The organism is Nocardioides sp. CER19 (genome assembly GCF_029846275.1).
Lineage (GTDB): Bacteria > Actinomycetota > Actinomycetes > Propionibacteriales > Nocardioidaceae > Nocardioides.
Genome location: NZ_JARVWS010000003.1, coordinates 346,226 through 366,004 on the forward strand (window position 1 = coordinate 346,226; position 19,779 = coordinate 366,004).

Below are 19,779 nucleotides of genomic sequence, written 5' to 3' on the forward strand. Positions count from 1 at the left end.
ATCGGTGGAGACCAGCTCTAGAAGGTCACGCTGCCGAGGACCGTCGTGCGCGTGTCCCCGCCGACCCAGATCACGCCGTCCGCATCGGTGGTGACGTGCACCCGTCCGCGGCGCCCCAACGCGGTCCCCTGCGAGGAGACGTACGACGACGGGAGCGTGCCGTTGGCGGTCAGCCACTGAGCGACGCCGGCGTTGAGGGAGCCGGTCACCGGGTCCTCGTCGACGCCGAGGCCGCCGACGAACGCCCGGACCTCGATCGCGCACTCCCCCTCCGGGTAGATCCCGACCACGCCGACGGCGAAGTCGCCGAGCCTGACCGGGTCGGGACGCACGGCGAGCACCGCCGATGCGTCGGCGAGCAGGACCGACACCCACCCGGGACCGTTGTCGGTCCAGTGGGCGTCGACGATCTCGTCGCGCCGGATCTCGAGACCGGCCGCGATCCGCTGGAGGTCCTCCTCCGACACCGGTCCCCACCGCAAGGGCTCCGGCGCCCCGAAGGCGAGTCGCTGGTCCTCGCGCAGCAGCTGGACGAGTCCGAGGCCGCACTCCTGCATGATCCGCTCGCCCCGCGGGACGCCGCCCTCCTCGAGCCACGCGTGCGCTGTCCCGAGGGTCGGGTGTCCCGCGAACGGCAGCTCGCCCCCGGGCGTGAAGATCCGCACCCGGTAGTCGGCGGCCCGGTCGGTCGGGGTCAGCAGGAACGTCGTCTCCGACAGGTTGGTCCACCGGGCGAACGCCGCCATCTGGGTGTCGGACAGCGCATCCGCGTCGTGGACGACAGCGACGGGGTTGCCCATGAGCGGTTCGGAGCTGAAGACGTCGACCTGTCGGAAGGTGCGCATGGCGGGATCGTACGGGCGGGCCCTCGGTTTCGAGGCCCGCTGCGCTCGCACCTCGACCGGCGACTCTAGATGGGTCCGCGGAGGAAGTACCAGACGAAGACGGCGGCGACGAGCGCCATCAGCGGGTGGATCCGGCGCCACTGCCCTCGGCCGAGTGCGATGAGCGCGTAGAGCACCATGCCGGCACCGACGCCGTTGGCGATCGAGTACGTGAACGGCATCAGTGCGATGGTCGCGAACGCCGGCACCGCGATGCCGACGTCGGTCCAGTCGATGCCCGCGACCTGGCTGATCATCAGGGCACCGACCACGACCAGCGCCGGACCCGTGGCGGCCGCCGGGATGATCCCGGCGAGCGGCGCGAAGAACATCGCCAGCAGGAAGAGGGCGCCGGTGACGACGTTCGCCAGGCCGGTGCGCGCACCCTGGGCGGCGCCGGCGGTGCTCTCCACGAAGATCGTGTTCGAGGACGCCGACGCGCCGCCACCGGCGATCGCGCCGACGGACTCGACGATCAGGACGCGGCGCATCTGGGGCAGCTGGCCCTGCGCGTCGGTGAGGTTGGCCTCGCGGCCGATGGCGAGCGCGGTGCCCATGGCGTCGAAGAAGTTCGCCATCAGGACCGTGACGATCAAGGCGAGCGCGGCACCGAACCCGACGACGTCGAAGACGTTGAAGCTGATGTTGCCGACCAGGCCGAAGTCAGGGGTGGCCCACGCCTTGTCGGGCAGCTGGGCGCCGGGGACCGGGGTCCCGTCGGAGACTGCGTTGATGATGATCCCGACGACGGCCGCGACGACGATGCCGATGAGCAGCGCGCCCGGGACGCGCCAGGCCATGAGGACGGCGATGAGGACCAGCGCCACGACGAAGACGAGGGTGTTGCGCGAGCCGAAGTCGGGCGAGAGGGCGACGATCGTGCCGCTCTCCGGGTGAGCCACGATGCCGCCGTCGACGAACCCGATGAGGGCGATGAAGAGACCGATACCGCCGGCGATGGCGCGCTTGAGGCCGTCGGGGATCGCGTTCATGATCGCCTCGCGCAGGCCCACGAGGACGAGGACGAGCATCACGATGCCCTCGATGACGATGACGCCCATCGCCTCGGGCCAGCTCAGGCCCTTCCCACCGACCAGGGTGAACGCGACGAAGGCGTTCACACCGAGACCCGCCGCCAGCGCCATCGGCACGTTGGCGAAGACACCCATGGCGATCGTCATCACACCGGCGACCAGCGCGGTGACGGTCACCAGCTGCGCGTGGTCGAGGGTGGTGCCGCCCGAGTCCGCCAGGCTGCCGAGGATCGACGGGTTCACGATGAGGATGTAGGCCATCGTCGCGAACGTCACGACGCCGCCCAGCACCTCGGTGCCGACGCTGCTGCCGCGCTCGGTGATCCGGAAGAACCGGTCCATGGGTCTCCTTCAGAGAGGGTGGATTGGTGGAACTCAGGGGCGGAGGGACATCGGCCCGTAGACCTCGCGGTCGTGCTCGAACAGCACCACCGAGTCGACGCCCTCCTCGGCGAGCTCCCGCCAGACCTCACCGACCCAGGACTCGGCGTCGCCCTGGGACGCGAACCGCTGGTCGGCGTACTCGGCGGAGACGGAGGCCTCGGCCCCGAGGACGTCGACGAGCCGCCACCACCACGGGCGGTCGGCGGGCGCGGGCTGCCGGAACGTGGGCGGCAGGTCGGGCAGGCTCACGACTCGCGGACCGAGGTGTCGAGGAAGGGCGGCTGGGTGAGCTGGAAGACCTCACGTCGGCCGCGTACGTCGACGCTCACCTCCGCCTCCGGGTTGACGCTGGTCGAGACGAGCGCCAGCCCGATGCCCTTCTTCAGCGTGGGCGAGAACGTGCCGGACGTGACCTCGCCGGCCGCCACGTCGGCGCTCAGGAAGACCTGCATGTGAGGCCGTGGGATGCCGCGCCCGGTGGCGACGATGCCCCGCAGGATCCGCTTCGGGCCGGCCTCCTTCTCGGCGACGACCGCGGCCTTGCCCCAGAAGGTGTCCTTCTTCCAGCCGACCGCCCAGCCGAGGCGGCCCTGGTTGGGGGTGGTGTCGAGGGAGATGTCCTGGCCGTGCAGCGGGTAGCCCATCTCGGTGCGGAGCGTGTCGCGCGCGCCGAGGCCGCAGGCCTGGATGCCGAGGTCCGCCCCAGCCTCGAGGAGCTTGTCCCACAGCTCGCCGGCGGCGCTGTTGGCGGCGACCAGCTCGTAGCCGCGCTCGCCGGTGTAGCCGGTCCGGCAGACCACGACCCCGACGCCGGCGAACTCGGCCGTCACGAAGGACATGTAGTCGTGGCCGGTCGGCAGGCCCACCTTGTCGAGCACCTCGTCGGACTTGGGGCCCTGGACCGCCAGGACGGCGTAGTCGCGGTGGTGGTTCGTGACGGTGACGCCCTCGGGGGCGGCCGCGGTGAGCCGGCGGACGACCTCGCCGGTGTTGGCGGCATTGGGGACGAGGAGCACGTGCTCCTCGTCGCGGTAGTAGGCGATGAGGTCGTCGACGATGCCACCGGTCTCGTCGTCGAGGCAGAGGGTGTACTGGGCCTGCCCGGGCCCGATGCGGCGCAGGTCGTTGCTGAGGGTGGCGTTGACGAACCCCGCGGCGCCGGGCCCCGTCACGATGGCCTTGCCGAGGTGGCTGACGTCGAAGATCCCGACCGCGTCACGGACGGCGGCGTGCTCCTTCACCACGCCGGCGCCGGCGTACTCGAGGGGCATCGACCAGCCACCGAACTCGGCGAACTTGGCCCCGAGAGCGGCGTGCCGGTCGTGGAGCGGCGACTGCAGGAGATCGTCGGACATAGCGCGCAAACTACCGCAGGCGGGCCGCGGCGCCGCCGCGGGTAATCTGCGCCCCGTGACAGTGTCGTCGGCCAGCGCCCACTACTCCCTCAGGACCGCGAGCCCCGCCAAGACCCGGGCGGAGGCGGTCGTCGTCGGCGTGGTGCAGGGCGCGAAGGGTCCGGAGCTCGCCGACGGGGCGCAGGAGGTCGCGTCGGCCTACGGCCGCAAGCTCCGGCCGCTGCTCGCCACGCTCGGCGTGACCGGCAAGGAGGGCGAGGTCGTCCGCGTGCCGGTCGGCGACACCCTCGCCACCTCCCTGCTGGTCCTGGTCGGCCTCGGCGCCGACCCCGCCCCCGACGCCGTACGCCGGGCGGCGGGTGCGGCCGCGCGCGCCGTCCCCAACGCCACGTCGGTCGCGCTCGCGCTGCCGGCCGACTCCCCCGAGCTGGTCAGGGCCGTGACGGAGGGCCACCTGCTCGGCGGCTACACCTTCACGACCTACCGGGCTCCCACGGAGTCCCGCGGGCCGGGCGAGGTCATCGTCCTGAGCCCGGCCGCACGACGCAGGGAGGCGACGGCCGCCTTCGAGGAGGCGCAGGTGGTCGCCGCCGCGGTGGCCGGGACCCGCGACTGGGTGAACATCCCGGCCAGCGACCTGACTCCCCCGCTGTTCGCGGATGCGGTCGTGGCGGCCGTGGCGGCGCACAACAAGGGCGTCGCCAAGGGTGCCCCGGAGGTGTCGGTGACCGTGCTCGACGAGGTCGCCCTCGCCGAGATGGGCTGCGGCGGCATCCTCGGCGTCGGCAACAGCTCCGACGCCCCGCCCCGGCTCGTCGAGCTGACCTACGAGCCCGCCGACCCGGTGGCGCACGTCGCGCTGGTCGGGAAGGGCGTCACGTTCGACACCGGCGGCCTGCAGCTCAAGCCGGGCAGCTCCATGCACGACATGAAGCAGGACATGGCGGGTGCCGCGACCGTCGTCCAGGTGACCCTCGCCGTCGCTGCGCTCGGGCTGCCGGTGCGGCTGTCCACCTACGCCCCGATGGCGGAGAACATGGTCTCGGGCTCGGCCGCTCGACCCGGCGACGTGCTGTCGCTCTACGGCGGCACGACCGTCGAGATCAGCAACACCGATGCCGAGGGCCGGCTCATCCTGGCCGACGCCATGGTGCGCGCCACCGAGGCGAAGCCGGACGTCATCATCGACGTGGCCACGCTCACCGGGCACATGGTCGCCGCCCTGGGCGAGAAGATCACCGGCGTGCTCGGCTCCCCGGAGGTCGTGGAGGCGGTCCTTGCGGCCGCGAAGACGGCCGGTGAGGAGAGCTGGCCGATGCCGATCCCGGAGATCATGGACGAGCGGATCCGCTCGTCGAAGGTCGCCGACCTGGCGCAGCACGACTGGATCCGCTGGGGTGGCGGGCTGTTCGCGGCGGCCTTCCTCCGCGAGTTCACCGCCGGGCTGCCATGGGCGCACCTGGACATCGCCGGGCCGGCGTACAACGGGGGCGGGGCCTATGGCCATGTCGCCTTCGGCGGCACCGGTGTCTCGGTCACGACTCTGGTCGACTACCTGCGGGCGCTGGCAGCTCGCTGACCGAGCCTCGTCGGCTCAGCCCTGCTGCTTCTTGCGGCGGTTGTAGTCCCGCATCCGCTGCGGGATGCCCACGACGGCAGCGTCGTACGACGGCGTCATGTGGTCGTTGCAGAAGTGGTGGGCCCACGCCGCTGACGGCACCCGCCGTCGGGTCCACTCACCGTCGTGGGCGACCAGCAGGAGCGTGACGTCGCTGACCGCCGTCCGCGGCTCGACGAAGCCCTCGACACCGCGCCGCGACGCGATGAACTCCGCGAGGTACGCGACGTCGGCATCGTCGGCGGCCCGGACGCGGGTCGAGCCGGTGCGACGAGCGTCGCGGGCCGGCCGGTTCATCCGGACGCCGGAGGCACGACGGAAGCGGTCGAGGAACGACATGACGCCAAGTGTGCCCTGTGTCGCACGCGGTGGAGGGTGACTTGTGGGTAACTCGCCCCGGTGTCGACCCCGCGTGTCGGGGTGCAAAGATGGGGCGCGGACGGGAATCCCGGACCCCAAGCATCACAGGCGCATCAACAGAGGCGAGCGAAGGAACTGCATTGGCCACTGAAGTCACACTGCCGGCACTCGGAGAGTCCGTCACCGAGGGCACCGTCACCCGCTGGCTCAAGAACGTGGGCGACACCATCGCCGTCGACGAGCCGCTGCTCGAGGTGTCCACGGACAAGGTCGACACGGAGATCCCCTCGCCGGTCGCCGGCACGCTCCTCGAGATCCGCGCCAACGAGGACGACACCGTCGAGGTCGGCGCCGTGCTCGCCGTCGTCGGTGCCGCCGACGAGGCGGACTCCGCCCCGGCCCCGGAGGCAGCGCCCGAGGCACCCGCGCAGTCCGAGCCCGTCGAGCAGGAGGCGCAGCAGCCCGCCGCCGCCGAGGCGCCCGCGCCGGCCGCCGAGGAGGCTCCGAAGCCGACCGCCGACACCCAGCCGACCACCGGCGCCACGTCCGGCACCTCGGTCACGCTTCCCGCCTTGGGCGAGTCGGTCACCGAGGGCACGGTCACCCGCTGGCTCAAGAACGTCGGGGACAGCGTCGCCGTCGACGAGCCGCTCCTCGAGGTGTCCACCGACAAGGTCGACACCGAGATCCCCTCGCCGGTCGCCGGCACGCTCCTCGAGATCAAGGTCTCGGAGGACGAGACGGTCGAGGTCGGCGCCGAGCTCGCGATCGTGGGCGACGCCTCGGCGGCTCCGTCTGCTCCGTCCGCTCCCGCCGAGCCCAAGGCCGCCGCCGAGCCCGCCGACGAGGCCGAGCCCGCCGACGAGGCCGAGCCCGCCGCCGAGGCCGAGCCCGCCGCCGAGCCCGCGCCGACCCCCGAGCCGACTCCTGCGCCGGAGCCGACTCCCGCACCGGCCGCGACTCCGGCCGCGCCTGCCGCTCCGGCCGCCGCCGCGCCCGCCCAGGCCCCGGCCGCGCCGGCTTCTGCCGACACCTCTGCCGCCAGCGCGTCGGGCGACGGCCACGGCTACGTGACCCCGCTCGTGCGCAAGCTCGCCGCCCAGCACGGCGTCGACCTCGGTGCGGTCAACGGCAGTGGCGTCGGCGGTCGCATCCGCAAGGAGGACGTGCTCGCCGCGGCCGAGGCCGCCAAGGCTCCAGCCGCCGCCCCGGCAGCGCCCGCCGCTCCGGCCGCCGGTGCTCCCGCGGCCGCCGCTCCGGTGTCGCCGTCGCCGCTGCGCGGCACGACCGAGAAGGTCAGCCGGCTGCGCAAGGTCATCGCCGACCGGATGACCGAGTCGCTGCACACCTCGGCGCAGCTCACCCAGGTGATGGAGGTGGACGTCACCAACATCGCCCGCCTCCGCGACAGCCTCAAGGGCGAGTTCCTGGCCCGCGAGGGCGTCAAGCTGACCTACCTGCCGTTCTTCGCCAAGGCTGCGATCGACGCGCTGAAGCAGCACCCCAAGCTCAACGCCAACCTCAACACCGAGGCGGGCGAGGTGACCTACTACGACCGCGAGAACATCGCGTTCGCCGTCGACACCGAGCGTGGCCTGCTGACCCCGGTCGTGAAGGACGCCGGCGACCTCTCGATCGCCGGCCTGGCGAAGAAGATCGCCGACGTCGCCGAGCGCACCCGCACCAACAAGATCACGCCGGACGAGCTCTCGGGCGGCACCTTCACGATCACCAACCTGGGCAGCTTCGGGGCGCTCTTCGACACCCCGATCATCAACCAGCCCCAGGTCGCCATCCTCGGCCCCGGTGCCGTCGTGAAGCGTCCGGTCGTCATCGACGACCCGAACCTCGGCGAGACCATCGCCGTGCGCTACATGGTCTACCTGTCGCTGACCTACGACCACCGCCTGGTCGACGGCGCCGACGCCGGGCGTTTCCTGAGGGACGTCAAGACGCGTCTCGAGGCCGGCGCGTTCGAGGTCTGACCTCTCCACTCCGAGTCGCGGGTTCTGCACGTCAGAGCCCGCGACTCGGTGCATTTCGGGGTCGGTAGGTTGGGCCCATGGCACGTGTCGTGGTCGCCGGGTCGTCAGGGTTCCTCGGGTCGCACCTGCGCGAGGAGCTGATCAGACGCGGCCACGAGGTCACCGCCTTCGTACGCCGCCCGGCGGGCGCCGGCGAGTCCCGCTGGAACCCCTACGCCGGCATGCTCGACCCCGACGTCGTCGAGGCGGCCGACGTCGTCGTGAACCTCGCCGGCAGCCCGACCTTCGGCAACCCGCACTCACACCGGTGGTCCCGGCGGCTGCACGACAGCCGGGTCATCACCACACGGGTGCTGGCCGAGGCGATCGCCGCGTCGCAGCGACGCCCGGCCTTCCTCGCAGGCAACGCCATCGGGTGGTACGGCGACCACGGATCGCACGCGGTCGGCGAGGCGGCCGACAGCCGGGGCCACACGCTGATGACGACCGTGTGCCGGGACTGGCAGGACGCCGCCCGTCCCGCCGTCGAGGCCGGTGGGCGCGTCACGTTCCTGCGCACCAGCCCCGTCATCGACCGGAGCAGCCCGCCGCTGCAGCAGCTGCTCCCCGTCTTCCGGGCCGGACTCGGCACCCGGATCGGCGACGGCCGCCAGCGCATGCCGATGATCTCCCTGCGCGACTGGGTCGGCGCCGTCGCTCACCTCGTCGAGCACGACGTCGCGGGCCCCGTGAACATCACCTGTCCGCAGCCACCGACCAACGCCGAGTTCACCACGGAGCTCGCTCGCCTGGTCGGCCGTCCGGCGCTGCTCGCCGTCCCGGCACCGCTCATCCGGCTGGGCGCCGGCCGGCTCTCCCCCGAGCTCCTCGCCTCGGTCGACGCACGGCCGGACGCGCTGATCGCCGCGGGCTTCGAGTTCCGCGACCCCGACATCCGCGCGATCCTCACCGCCGCCCTCGAGTCGTCGGTACCGGCCTGACCGACGCGACCCGCCAGCCATCGCCGAGACGGCGCAGCACCACCTCCCGCACGGCGGTCGCTCCTGCCGGCAGCGGCTCCGAGCGGCCGGCGCCGGCCGCCACGGCACCGGTCACGCGATCGCGCACGCGCAGCACCCAGCGATGTTGCCCGTGGCCGAGGACCCGCACCGCCAGCAGCTGCGTGGTCAGCGCGTCGACCGCCAGCCCGCGCGTGGTCCAGTCCCGGAGCATCGCCACGTCAGCGTCGCCCGCGCTCGCGCCGGGCACGTAGAGCGCCGCCAGCGCCCCGCCGTCGCCGGCGGCCCACGCAGCGGCACGTTGCCGGTCCCAGGCACGGAGCACGGCCGCCGCCTGCGCCTCCACGCGCGGCGGCCCGCCCGGCCGACGATCCGGCGCGCCGCCCGGCGTCGCAACCGATCGACCCCCAGGATGCGTCCCACTCCCGCCGGACCCCGTCGTCGGCCAGGCCAGGACGACGAACACGCCGGCCAGCAGCCCGACGACGAGGATCGGGACCAGCAGGCGCTGAGCAGGAGGCCGAGCATCATCCATGCCGACACTCTTCCCGCCGACCGCGCGTCGGCGCCGGCGTTGTCCACAGACCCAGGGCAGGATCTGCGGGTGCTGAGCCGTCGTACCGTCCTCGTGGCCGCCGCCGGACTCGCGACCGGCGGCTGTGCCCGGGCCTCGGGCGTCGCCCACGGCGTCTCGGTGGAGACCCACGAGTTCGTCTCGGCGGCGCGGGGCGGACGGACGACGCGCTGGACGTTGATGCGCCCGCGCGGCGCCGGGGGCACGCTGCCCGTGGTCGTCGCGCTGCACGGTCTCGGCGGCGACCACGGCTACGTGCCCGCGATCGGCGGAGCGGCGGCGCTGGCGGCCGCGGGGACGCCGTTCGCGCTCGTCGCCCCGGACGGTGGTACGTCGTACTGGCACCCGCACGACGGCGAGGACGCGGGCGCGATGGTGACCGACGAGCTGCTCCCCCGCCTCGCCGACCACGACCTGCGCTCCGACCGGATCGCCCTCATCGGCTGGTCGATGGGCGGGTACGGCGCCCTGCGGCTCGCCGGCCTGCTCGGACCGTCCCGCGTGGCCGGTGTGGCGGCGGTCAGCCCCGCCCTGTGGACCGACCCGGCATCCGCGTCGCACTCCGGGTTCGACGACGCCGCCGACTACCGCCGCTACTCCGTCATGGGCGACCAGCGGAAGCTCGACGGCATCCCCGTCCGCGTGGACTGCGGCCGCAGCGACCCGTTCGCCGACGCCGTGCGCAGCTACCGCTCCGGCTTCGCGCACCGGCCCGGAGGCGGCTTCTCCTTCGGCAGCCACGACCGCGGCTACTGGCGTCGGGTGCTGCCGGCCGAGCTGACCTTCCTCGGAGGTACCCTCGCAGCGTGACTGAGCTGCTGTTCCAGGAGATCGGGACGATCGACTACCTCGCCGCGTGGGAGCTGCAGCGCGAGGTGCACGCGAAGGTCGTCGCGGGCGAGCAGCCGGACACCGTCCTCCTGCTCGAGCACCCGCCGGTCTTCACCGCCGGGAAGCGGACCGACCCGCACGAGCGCCCGGTCGACACCAACGGCGCGCCGGTCGTCGACGTCGACCGCGGCGGCAAGATCACGTTCCACGGCCCCGGTCAGCTGGTCGCCTACCCGATCGTCCGGCTCCCCGACCACGTCAAGGTGGTCGACTTCGTACGCCGCCTCGAGGAGGCGATGATCCGCACCTGCGCGGCCCACGAGGTCCCCACGGCCCGGGTGCCGGGCCGCAGCGGTGTCTGGCACGCCGCCGACGACCGCGGACAGGAGCGCAAGCTGGGTGCGATCGGCCTGCGGGTCAGCAAGGGCGTCACGATGCACGGGATCGCGCTCAACTGCGACGTCGACCTGGCGTGGTACGACCGGTTCGTGCCGTGCGGCATCTCCGACGCGGGCGTCAGCACGCTGTCGGTCGAGACGGGCCGCGACGTGACGGTCGCCGAGGCGCTGCCGGTGCTGCGTGCCGACCTGGAGCGCTTCCTCGCCTGGGAGCCCTACGAGTCGACACCCGACTACGAGCCCAAACCGGAGCCCGCGCACGGCCCGCGGATCGAGCTGCTGACACCCTCTCGCGGGTGACCGGGCGGTAACGGTCCCGACTGCGGACGGAGTGGGCTCTCGGCGTACCCTGAACGCGTGACGACTGCGCCAGCACCCGAAGGTCGCAAGCTCCTCCGGCTGGAGGTCCGCAACTCGGAGACCCCGATCGAGCGGAAGCCCGAATGGATCAAGACCCGGGCCAAGATGGGCCCGGAGTACAAACACCTCCAGCAGCTCGTGAAGTCCGAGGGACTCCACACCGTCTGCCAGGAGGCCGGCTGTCCCAACATCTTCGAGTGCTGGGAGGACCGCGAGGCCACGTTCCTCATCGGCGGCGACCAGTGCACGCGCCGCTGCGACTTCTGCCAGATCGACACCGGCAAGCCGCAGCCGCTCGACCGTGACGAGCCGCGCCGTGTGGCCGAATCGGTGAAGAGCATGGGCCTGCGCTACGCCACCATCACCGGCGTCGCCCGCGACGACCTGGAGGACGGCGGCGCCTGGCTCTACGCCGAGACGGTCCGCGCCATCCACGAGCTCAACCCCGACACCGGCGTCGAGAACCTCATCCCCGACTTCAACGGCAAGCCCGACCTGCTGCGCGAGGTCTTCGAGAGCCGCCCCGAGGTGCTCGCCCACAACGTCGAGACCGTGCCGCGGATCTTCAAGCGGATCCGGCCCGCGTTCCGCTACGAGCGCTCGCTCGACGTCATCACCCAGGCGCGCGACTTCGGCCTGGTCACCAAGTCCAACCTCATCCTGGGCATGGGCGAGACCCGCGAGGAGGTCTCCCAGGCCCTGCGCGACCTGCACGCCGCCGGTTGCGAGCTCATCACCATCACGCAGTACCTCCGCCCGAGCGTCCGGCACCACCCGGTCGAGCGCTGGGTGAAGCCCGAGGAGTTCGTCGAGCTGCGCGAGGAGGCCGACCAGATCGGCTTCTCCGGCGTCATGTCGGGCCCGCTCGTTCGTTCGTCCTACCGGGCCGGTCGCCTGTACCGTCAGGCGATCGAGGCCCGCGAGGGCATCTCCGCCTGACCCTTCCGTCCTGAACTGAGAGAGCACCAGATGTCCCAGGTCGATCCGAGCACCATGAGCCGCCGCCGGCAGATCGTCGAGACCTACCGGCTGACCAAGCAGTCCGACCCGTCCATCGGTCTGTGGCTGCTGGGGTCGTTCCTCGTCGGTGCCATCGTCGGCTTCGCCGTGTTCTGGGTGCTGCCCGGCACCGGCGTCTTCGGCCTGGTCATGGCGATCGTCGGCGCGATCCTCGGCGGCACCCTGCTGACGATGATCGTGTTCGGTCGCCGCGCCCAGCACGCGGCCTACAAGCGGCTCGAGGGACAGCCCGGCGGCGCTGCCGCGGCGCTCACGATGCTGCGCAAGGGCTGGACGACCGAGCCGGCCGTCGCCTTCAACAAGCAGCAGGACGTCGTCCACCGCGTGGTCGGCCCTCCGGGCATCGTCCTGGTCGGCGAGGGCAACGTGAACAGGCTGCGCCCGCTGCTCGTCAGCGAGCGCAAGCGTCACGAGCGGGTGCTCTACGAGGTGCCCGTCACCGAGATCATCGTGGGCGACGGCGAGGGCCAGGTGCCGCTGCCGAAGCTGGTCCGCACCGTGATGAAGCAGAAGCGTCAGGTGAAGCCGGCCGAGATCACCGACCTGCTCAACCGCCTCAAGGCGATCGACGCCACCCGCGGCAAGGTCCCGCTCCCCAAGGGCCCGGTCCCGACGTCCATGAAGGGCATGCGCGGCAACCTGCGCGGCCGCTGACCGGCCGCTGACCGGCCGTGACCGGCCGCTGGCCGGCCGCTGGCCGGCCGCTGGCCGGTCACTGGCCGGTCACTGGCCGGGCATCGGCACCGTGTCCGCCGCCGGGGGCCGTTGGACGGTGATCTTCCTCCCCCAGTCGGAGAAGGTCATCGTGACGGTCTGCGCGCTCCCGCTGCTCACCACGATCTTCTGCAGGTAGCCGTCCGAGCCGACGTAGATGTCGGTCGTGACGCCGTCCTTGGACAGCCGCCAGTGGCCGTTGCCGAGGTCCTGGGCGTCCGCGCCGCTCTTCTCGAGCTCCTCGAGCGCCTGGGAGGGGTCCATGCCGAGCATCTGGCCGGCCTGACCGAGCTCCATCTTCATGAACTTGCCGTCCTGCCCCGGGACGGCCACGTAGACGCCGCCGTCGACCATCCGCACCTCGGTCTTCTGCCCGCCCACCTGCATCCTCAGCTGCATCGACTGCGAGCCGCCGGCGAAGCTGACATCGCCCTCGCCCGAGCCCTGGCCACTCATGTCGACGGTGATGTGGGCGGTCTTGCCCTCCGTCATCGACTTGGCGAGGACGTCGGCCAGGGAGCGCCTGGCGCCCGAGGAGTCGGCGGTCGTCGTGGACGTCGAGGCACCGACGGAGGTCGTCGTCCCCGTGGTCGCCGGCTCGGCGTCGTCGCGGGTGCCCCCACATCCGGCCAGGGCGAGGACGGCGGCGGCCGCGGCCCCGGCCGCCAGGACACGAGGTGGGGGCAGGTTCATGCCTCCCATCATGCTCCTCGGAACACGCTCCGGTAGGTGTCGAGGGTGACCGTCGCCGTCCCGGCGGCGAGGTCGTGCAGACCGCGCCCGTCCGGCCGGAAGATGAGCGGCGGTACGACGACCGCGACCATGATCTGCCGGGCGATCGCCCGCAGCAGGTCGAGCGGGCGCGGGTCGCCGTTGACGCGCACCGTCCGCAGCCGCGTCGCGAGCTTGCCGAAGGACCCACCGGCCAGTGCGGTGAGCACGGCCGACTCGACGACGTACGCGGCGAGCACGAAGAACTGCTCGGGGCCACCGGGCGAGGCGTACTCGTGCCAGCCGACGAAGAAGATCACCACCAGCGTCGACGCCACCCAGTCGACGAGCAGCGCGACGCCGCGTCGGGTCCAGGAGGCGGTCGGGTACGTCGGGTCGGTCATGGCGGGACAGCCTAGGGGGACGCCGCTGGACCCCCGCGCCCGGGAACCTGTTACATGGCTGAAACAATTCCGACACGACTGCGCAACTGCGCCTGCTTACCGTTCAGGCACGATCTGGCGACAGTGCGGCCGTCGGATCACCACTCAAGCGTTTCGAGGCTGCGCCCCAGGCGCGCAGCCAAGGAGGACGGATGTTCAGCAACCAGGACGAGCTGTTCAAGTACATCAAGGACGAGGGCGTCGAGATGATCGACATCCGCTTCGTCGACCTTCCGGGCATCATGCAGCACTTCACGGTGCCGGTCTCGTCCTTCGGTCCCGAGGTCTTCGAGGACGGCCTCGCCTTCGACGGCTCCTCGATCCGCGGCTTCCAGGCCATCAACGAGTCGGACATGGCCCTCTTCCCGGACGTGACGACCGCCTTCATCGACCCGTTCCGCGCCGCCAAGACCCTGGCGATGAACTTCTTCGTGCACGACCCGATCACCGGCGAGGCCTACAGCCGCGACCCGCGCAACATCGCGCGCAAGGCGCTGGCGTACCTGTCGACGACCGGGATCGGCGACACCGCCTACTTCGCTCCCGAGGCGGAGTTCTACATCTTCGACAACGTCAAGTTCGAGACGAAGGCCAACACCGGCTTCTACGAGATCAACTCCTACGCCGGCGCCTGGAACACCGGCGACTCCTTCGAGCGCGACAACCGCGGCTACAAGGTCAAGTACAAGGGCGGCTACTTCCCCGTCTCCCCCACCGACCACTTCGCCGACCTGCGTGACGTGATGGTCAAGCAGCTCGAGGCGTCGGGCCTGCTCGTGGAGCGCGCGCACCACGAGGTCGGCACCGCCGGCCAGGCGGAGATCAACTACCGCTTCGACACGCTGCTCAAGGCCGCGGACGACGTCATGAAGTTCAAGTACATCATCCGCAACACCGCCTGGGAGGCGGGCAAGACCGTCACCTTCATGCCGAAGCCGATCTTCGGCGACAACGGCTCGGGCATGCACGTGCACCAGTCGGTCTGGAACAACGGCGAGCCGCTGTTCTACGACGAGGCCGGCTACGGCGGACTGTCCGACCTGGCCCGCTGGTACATCGGCGGCATCCTGCAGCACGCGCCGGCGCTGCTCGCGTTCACGAACCCGACCGTGAACTCCTACCACCGCCTGGTGCCGGGCTTCGAGGCGCCGATCTCGCTGGTCTACTCGTCGCGCAACCGCTCCGCCGCGCTCCGCATCCCGATCACGGGGTCGAACCCGAAGGCCAAGCGCATCGAGGCCCGCTTCCCGGACCCGTCCTCCAACCCCTACCTCGCGTTCTCGGCTCTGCTGCTCGCCGGCATCGACGGCATCCAGAACAAGATCGAGCCGCCCGCGCCGATCGACAAGGACATCTACGAGCTCCCGCCGGACGAGATGGCCGAGATCAACCAGGTGCCGACCTCCCTCGGCGCCGTCCTCGAGGCCCTCGAGGCCGACCAGGACTTCCTCACCGTGGGCGACGTCTTCACCCCCGACCTGCTCGAGACCTGGATCGACTACAAGCGGACCAACGAGATCCTGCCCGTCCAGCAGCGTCCTCACCCGCACGAGTTCGAGCTCTACTACGACATCTAGCCGATCGGGCCACACCGGCCCTGACCTGCACGAGCGTGCGGCCCCTGCGAGGTTTCCCCGGGATGCCCGCAGCGGGCCCGCGCTCGCTCGGGCAGTCGCCCGCCAACGACCTACAAGCCGAGGGCCCGAGGTGCGCCGCGAGTCGACCCCAAGTGGAGTTCCTGGAGGGGTGGCCCTCTAGTCCCCCACGCGGCCGGTGTCGTAGGCCCACATCGCGATCTCGACCCTGTTGCGGGCGCCGATCTTGGTCAGCAGGCTCGCGACGTGGGTCTTGACGGTCGTCAAGCTGATGAACAGCTCGGCGGCGATCTCGGCGTTCGTGCGACCGACAGCGACCAGTTTCAGCACCTCCTCCTCGCGTTGGGTGAGCGGATCGATCGGTGGGGTACGGCGCTTCGACGAGGCCCCCGCGGCAAGGGTCGCTAGCAGCCTACGGGTGACGTTTGGCGCGATCAGTGCGTCGCCGACGGCGGCGGCATGCACGGCCTGGACGAGCAGCTCAGGCCCAGCGTCCTTCAGCAGAAAGCCTCGGGCGCCGGCCCGAAGGGCGCCGTGGACGTACTCGTCGAGGTCGAAGGTAGTGATCACCACCACCGCCATGGGGTCCGCGACGCCCCGCCCGGCGAGGAGATCGGTCACCTCGATGCCGTCGAGCCCGGGCATCCGGATGTCGACCAGGCACACGTCGGGGTGGAGCGTGCGCGCCAGCTCGACCGCGGCGTGGCCATCCGCGGCCTGACCGACGACCTCGATGTCGGGCTGGGCCTCGAGGATCATGGACAGGCCGGTCCGCACCAGGTCCTGGTCGTCGGCCACCAGCACGCGCACCGTCATCGGCGTACCTCCACCGGCAACTCGGCGTCGACCGTCCACCCGCCGCCAGACGCCGGCCCGGCGCGCAATGTGCCGCCGAGCAGCTGCACGCGCTCGGTCATCCCCAGCAGCCCGAAGCCGTGGTTCGCCGGCCGCGCCGGGTCGATCTGTCCGTCGTCGGTCACGCGTAGCCGCAGCCTTCCTTCACCCTCGACGACCCGGATCTCCACGCGCGAGGCGTTGCGGGCGTGCCGCAGGGCGTTCGTCAGCGCCTCTTGCGCCAGCCGGTAGACCGCCGCGTCGACCTGGAGCGGAAGTTCGTCCAGGTCACCCGGCACCTCCACGTCGACGACTGGCACCGGGTCGCGGCGGGCGAGGGACGCCAGGTCGGCGACACCGGGCTGGGGGGTGTACTCCGCCGGCGCTCCCTCGCGCAGCACCCGGACCATCGCCCGCATCTCCGCGAGCGTCTGCGATGCTTCCCCTTCGATGGCCGCCAGCGCCTGGAGCCCCGCTTCGGGTCGCTGCCCGGCCAGCGCCCGGCCCGCCTGCGCCTGCACCGCGATCGCCGAGACGTGATGGGCGACCATGTCGTGCAGCTCGCGCGCGAGTCCTACCCGTTCCTGGCTGCGAATCTGCTCCAGCGCCCGTCGCCAACTCTCGGCGCGGTAGCGGAACGCCGCTCCGCCCGCTGCTGACGCTGTCAGGATGCCGAACCCGCCGATGGCGTCGGACGGGCCGGTGTAGTCGGCGACCGTACCGATGACCGCAGCGATCAGCACGAACATCAGCCCGATCACGATCTCGCGCCCTGAGCCCCAGCGGACCAGCGCGTAGACGAGCACCAGGATGTAGATCATTGCGTTGAGCCCCACGTGCGAGGGGCCGCCCGCCAGGGTCGCCAGTCCCAACGCCATCGCGGTGCCGAAGCCCACCACGACGCAGGCCAAGGGCTGGGTACGCCGCCAGAGCAGCACGGGCGCGAGCCCGACCGCCACGATCGTCGCGAACGGTCGCCAGACGACGTCGTCCCGGAAGACGCCCTCGAGCAGCGCCGCCATCATCAACACCCCGACCAGCACCCAGTCCCGCGACAGCCGTTCGGGAGCGGCGGCTGCGCGAGGCTCGGCCCACAGCGAGCGCAGGGCGTTGGTGACCACCCGACCAGCCTAGGGACAGCCGAGGCCCCGGGGACCGACCGAAAGAACGAGACGCTGCTCCTCCCGATGGCCAAGATGGGTCCGGCCCGTATGCCGATGTGCGCACGCCGCGACGCGCCGAGGGTGGTCACATGATCACTGTTGAGTCACTGACCCGCAGGTACGCCGGCTTCACCGCCGTCGACAACGTCTCCTTCACCGCCCTGCCGGGTCGCGTCACCGGCTTCCTCGGCCCGAACGGCGCCGGCAAGTCCACCACCATGCGCGTCATGGTCGGTCTGACCGCCCCGACGTCCGGCACTGCGACCATCAACGGAGAACAGTTCGCCGACCTCCCCAACCCCGGCCTCGAGGTGGGCGTCCTCCTGGACGCGTCTGCCCAGCACGCAGGCCGCACCGGACGCGAGATCCTCACGATCGCCGCTGACACCATGGGTCTGCCCCGCCGCCGCGTCGACGAGATGCTCGAGCTCGTCAGCCTGACACCTTCGGAGGCCAAGCGCCGGGTGCGCAACTACTCCCTCGGCATGCGTCAGCGACTGGGCATCGGCACCGCACTGCTCGGGGACCCCCGGGTTCTGATCCTCGACGAACCAGCCAACGGGCTCGACCCTGCTGGGATCCGATGGATGCGCGACCTGCTGACGGCCTTTGCCAGCCAGGGCGGCACCGTCCTGTTGTCCTCGCACCTGCTCCACGAGATCGAGGTCATCGCCGACGACCTGGTCGTGATCGGGAACGGCAAGATCGTCGCATCCGGCAGCAAGGAAGAGCTGCTGGCCGCAGCGGGGACGCTCGTCCGGTCGGAATCACCGCGCGACCTCGCGTACGCCCTCGAGCGGGCCGGGATCCCCAGCACGCTCGCAGGGGACGGCTCGGTACGCACGGACGCCGACCCTGCTCGGGTCGGGGCGGTGGCCCTGACAGCTGGCATCGCCCTCACCGAGCTCCGGTCCGCCGAGGGCACCGGGCTCGAAGACATGTTCCTGTCCCTCACTGCCGACACCCAACGCGAAGGAGTTGCGGCATGACCGCCACGATCGTCTTTCCCGACACCATCGAGGCCGAGCCGGCCCGACGGACCGCTCAGCCCATCCCGACCACCCGACTCGTCAAGGTCGAGCTGCGCAAGATGTTCAACACCCGCTCGGGATTCTGGATGCTCATCAGCATCGGCGTCCTGTCGCCCATCTCGGCCGGGTCGCTCCTCGTCCTCGGCCTCAACAGCGACGTCACCTACCAGAACTTCGTGAGGGCGAGCGGGTACCCGATGTCAGTGATCTTGCCGATCATCGCGATCCTGGCCGTCACAGGTGAGTGGAACCAGCGAAGTGGGCTCACGACCTTCACGCTGGTGCCGAGCCGCGGCCGCGTGATCGGCGCCAAGGCGATCGCGACCCTCCTGGTGGGCCTCGGCGCCGTCTCCGTCGCCTTCGCGGTCGGCGCCCTCGGCAACGTGGCCGGGTCCGCGCTCGCAGGCGTCGACACCGCGTGGGACATTTCGTTGTCCATGGCTCTCCAGGTGATGCTCTACAACCTGGTCGGCATGGCCTTCGGCTTCGCCCTCGGTGTCGTGCTGCGCAACTCCGCGGCCGCGATCGTGGGCTACTTCGTCGCTTCACTGGTCATGCCGGGCATCCTCACGCTCCTGGCTCAGGTGCGTTCGTGGTTCGAGGACCTGCAGCCGTGGATCGACTGGCACTACACGCAGGTGGCGCTCCTCGATGGCGCCACGAACACTGTCAAGGAGTGGGCGATGCTCGGCTCGACCACGATGATCTGGATCGCCCTTCCCCTCGTCATCGGACTGCTGTCCCTGCGCCGCTCCGAGGTCAAGTAGTCGCACACACGGGCGGCGCTCTCCGGAACCCCACTGTGGGTTCCGGATACCGCCGCTCCGGGGTGCGTCGGCTTAGCGCCCCCGTCATGACGTCGCCCGGCGCGAGAAGGGGGGAACCGCCCCGTCCCCCTCGTCATCGGCATCCTGCTCGCCCTCATGGGCCCCGACGTTGCGCGGTATCTGGGCAGCGCGTCGTACGACGAGATCAGCGACCTGCGCTCGGGTCCCCCGCCGAGCCGGGCCCGGTCAGCCCCCGGGAGCCGTCGGGCCCGACGTCCCGGTGACCCTGGTCGGCGCGCAGGACCCGCAGCTGAACTTGTGGGCTCTGGCTGGTCAAGTGGTTCCTGGTGTTCTTCGCGATCCTGGTCACCGGCCGCTCTGATCGGCGCGCTGCCGTTGGCGCCCTTGCCCGACCTGTTGGTCGGCCTGAACCGGTGGGTCTACCGCGTGACCGCGTACGTCGCCCTGATGCTGGCCGGCCGATGAGCGTCGTCCTGACCGTCAGGTGGAGGTGTGACGATGCCTCGCTGAACTCCATCCACTCACGGCATGGATCAACCGGTGCGAGGTGCACCAGCGGCCTTGTCCCCAAGATTCCCCCGACGGCGTGCCCACCCAGCGCCCACTGGACGCCCAGGCCGGACGTGTCTCCGCACCGGGTCGCGTGCCCGACGGACCCGTGGCCGGAGACCTCGGAGCGGGTGGTCGCGGTGAGACCGA

General features: G+C 71.3%; 20 protein-coding genes. 10 read left to right on the plus strand and 10 right to left on the minus strand.

Going from position 1 to position 19,779, the window contains the following annotated elements; translation table 11 throughout:
• Positions 1-17 precede the first annotated feature (17 nt).
• From QDS12_RS17155 to gcvT, 4 genes are all read right to left on the minus strand, one after another.
• Entirely contained in the window at positions 18-845 is an 828-nt protein-coding gene (locus QDS12_RS17155) for a PhzF family phenazine biosynthesis protein (RefSeq protein WP_279881182.1), read from the minus strand.
• Between the two features lie 65 nt (positions 846-910).
• Positions 911-2,260 (minus strand): NCS2 family permease, encoded by a 1,350-nt coding sequence (locus tag QDS12_RS17160; protein ID WP_279881184.1) that lies wholly within the window; start codon positions 2,258-2,260, stop codon positions 911-913.
• Between the two features lie 33 nt (positions 2,261-2,293).
• Entirely contained in the window at positions 2,294-2,551 is a 258-nt protein-coding gene (locus tag QDS12_RS17165) for a hypothetical protein (protein ID WP_279881187.1), read from the minus strand.
• Positions 2,548-3,657, minus strand: a complete 1,110-nt coding sequence (gcvT, locus tag QDS12_RS17170) for a glycine cleavage system aminomethyltransferase GcvT (RefSeq protein WP_279881189.1) — start codon at positions 3,655-3,657, stop codon at positions 2,548-2,550. The genes QDS12_RS17165 and gcvT overlap by 4 nt, the downstream gene beginning before the upstream one ends.
• Positions 3,658-3,712: 55 nt before the next feature.
• Between gcvT and QDS12_RS17175 the strand changes: the two genes are divergently transcribed.
• Positions 3,713-5,236, plus strand: a complete 1,524-nt coding sequence (locus QDS12_RS17175) for a leucyl aminopeptidase (protein WP_279881191.1) — start codon at positions 3,713-3,715, stop codon at positions 5,234-5,236.
• 15 nt (positions 5,237-5,251) lie between these two features.
• Here QDS12_RS17175 and QDS12_RS17180 read toward each other — a convergent pair whose 3' ends face one another.
• Positions 5,252-5,614: a hypothetical protein gene (locus tag QDS12_RS17180; RefSeq protein WP_279881194.1), complete on the minus strand. Its 363-nt coding sequence runs from the start codon at positions 5,612-5,614 to the stop codon at positions 5,252-5,254.
• A 161-nt stretch (positions 5,615-5,775) separates the two neighbouring features.
• Between QDS12_RS17180 and sucB the strand changes: the two genes are divergently transcribed.
• Both sucB and QDS12_RS17190 read left to right on the plus strand, forming a co-directional pair.
• On the plus strand, positions 5,776-7,620 hold the full coding sequence (sucB, locus tag QDS12_RS17185; RefSeq protein WP_279881196.1) for a 2-oxoglutarate dehydrogenase, E2 component, dihydrolipoamide succinyltransferase: 1,845 nt from the start codon (positions 5,776-5,778) through the stop codon (positions 7,618-7,620).
• A gap of 77 nt (positions 7,621-7,697) precedes the next feature.
• Entirely contained in the window at positions 7,698-8,600 is a 903-nt protein-coding gene (locus QDS12_RS17190) for a TIGR01777 family oxidoreductase (protein WP_279881198.1), read from the plus strand.
• On the opposite strand, the gene QDS12_RS17195 is transcribed toward QDS12_RS17190, so the two are convergent.
• Complete coding sequence (locus QDS12_RS17195; RefSeq protein WP_279881202.1) at positions 8,566-9,153, minus strand: hypothetical protein; 588 nt, start codon at positions 9,151-9,153, stop codon at positions 8,566-8,568. The genes QDS12_RS17190 and QDS12_RS17195 overlap by 35 nt on opposite strands.
• Before the next feature lie 69 nt (positions 9,154-9,222).
• On the opposite strand from QDS12_RS17195, the gene QDS12_RS17200 reads away from it, so the two are divergent.
• Genes QDS12_RS17200 through QDS12_RS17215 form a run of 4 tightly spaced genes read left to right on the plus strand, consistent with a single transcriptional unit; the run spans position 9,223 to position 12,455 of the window.
• Positions 9,223-10,002, plus strand: coding sequence for an alpha/beta fold hydrolase (locus tag QDS12_RS17200; protein ID WP_279881204.1), 780 nt, complete (start codon positions 9,223-9,225; stop codon positions 10,000-10,002).
• Positions 9,999-10,721, plus strand: coding sequence for a lipoyl(octanoyl) transferase LipB (gene lipB, locus QDS12_RS17205; RefSeq protein WP_279881206.1), 723 nt, complete (start codon positions 9,999-10,001; stop codon positions 10,719-10,721). The genes QDS12_RS17200 and lipB overlap by 4 nt, the downstream gene beginning before the upstream one ends.
• Before the next feature lie 57 nt (positions 10,722-10,778).
• Complete coding sequence (gene lipA / locus QDS12_RS17210; protein ID WP_279881208.1) at positions 10,779-11,720, plus strand: lipoyl synthase; 942 nt, start codon at positions 10,779-10,781, stop codon at positions 11,718-11,720.
• A gap of 30 nt (positions 11,721-11,750) precedes the next feature.
• Positions 11,751-12,455, plus strand: a complete 705-nt coding sequence (locus tag QDS12_RS17215; RefSeq protein WP_279881210.1) for a DUF4191 domain-containing protein — start codon at positions 11,751-11,753, stop codon at positions 12,453-12,455.
• 69 nt (positions 12,456-12,524) lie between these two features.
• Here QDS12_RS17215 and QDS12_RS17220 read toward each other — a convergent pair whose 3' ends face one another.
• Complete coding sequence (locus tag QDS12_RS17220; protein ID WP_279881212.1) at positions 12,525-13,208, minus strand: hypothetical protein; 684 nt, start codon at positions 13,206-13,208, stop codon at positions 12,525-12,527.
• An 8-nt stretch (positions 13,209-13,216) separates the two neighbouring features.
• Complete coding sequence (locus QDS12_RS17225) at positions 13,217-13,630, minus strand: RDD family protein (RefSeq protein WP_279881214.1); 414 nt, start codon at positions 13,628-13,630, stop codon at positions 13,217-13,219.
• Positions 13,631-13,821: 191 nt separating this feature from the next.
• On the opposite strand from QDS12_RS17225, the gene glnA reads away from it, so the two are divergent.
• Positions 13,822-15,246 carry a type I glutamate--ammonia ligase gene (gene glnA, locus QDS12_RS17230; RefSeq protein WP_279881215.1) on the plus strand — a complete coding sequence of 475 codons (1,425 nt, stop codon included), beginning with the start codon at positions 13,822-13,824 and terminating at the stop codon, positions 15,244-15,246.
• Positions 15,247-15,423: 177 nt separating this feature from the next.
• On the opposite strand, the gene QDS12_RS17235 is transcribed toward glnA, so the two are convergent.
• Together QDS12_RS17235 and QDS12_RS17240 are read right to left on the minus strand one after the other, a co-directional pair.
• Complete coding sequence (locus QDS12_RS17235) at positions 15,424-16,080, minus strand: response regulator transcription factor (protein WP_279881217.1); 657 nt, start codon at positions 16,078-16,080, stop codon at positions 15,424-15,426.
• A complete protein-coding gene (locus QDS12_RS17240; protein WP_279881219.1) occupies positions 16,077-17,219 on the minus strand; it encodes a sensor histidine kinase in 1,143 nt (380 codons plus the stop codon). The genes QDS12_RS17235 and QDS12_RS17240 overlap by 4 nt, the downstream gene beginning before the upstream one ends.
• 131 nt (positions 17,220-17,350) lie before the next feature.
• Here QDS12_RS17240 and QDS12_RS17245 point away from each other — a divergent pair, with 131 nt between their 5' ends.
• Both QDS12_RS17245 and QDS12_RS17250 read left to right on the plus strand, forming a co-directional pair.
• Positions 17,351-18,250, plus strand: coding sequence for an ATP-binding cassette domain-containing protein (locus tag QDS12_RS17245; protein WP_279881223.1), 900 nt, complete (start codon positions 17,351-17,353; stop codon positions 18,248-18,250).
• Positions 18,247-19,059 carry an ABC transporter permease subunit gene (locus QDS12_RS17250; protein WP_279881226.1) on the plus strand — a complete coding sequence of 271 codons (813 nt, stop codon included), beginning with the start codon at positions 18,247-18,249 and terminating at the stop codon, positions 19,057-19,059. The genes QDS12_RS17245 and QDS12_RS17250 overlap by 4 nt, the downstream gene beginning before the upstream one ends.
• The last annotated feature ends 720 nt before the right edge of the window (positions 19,060-19,779 follow it).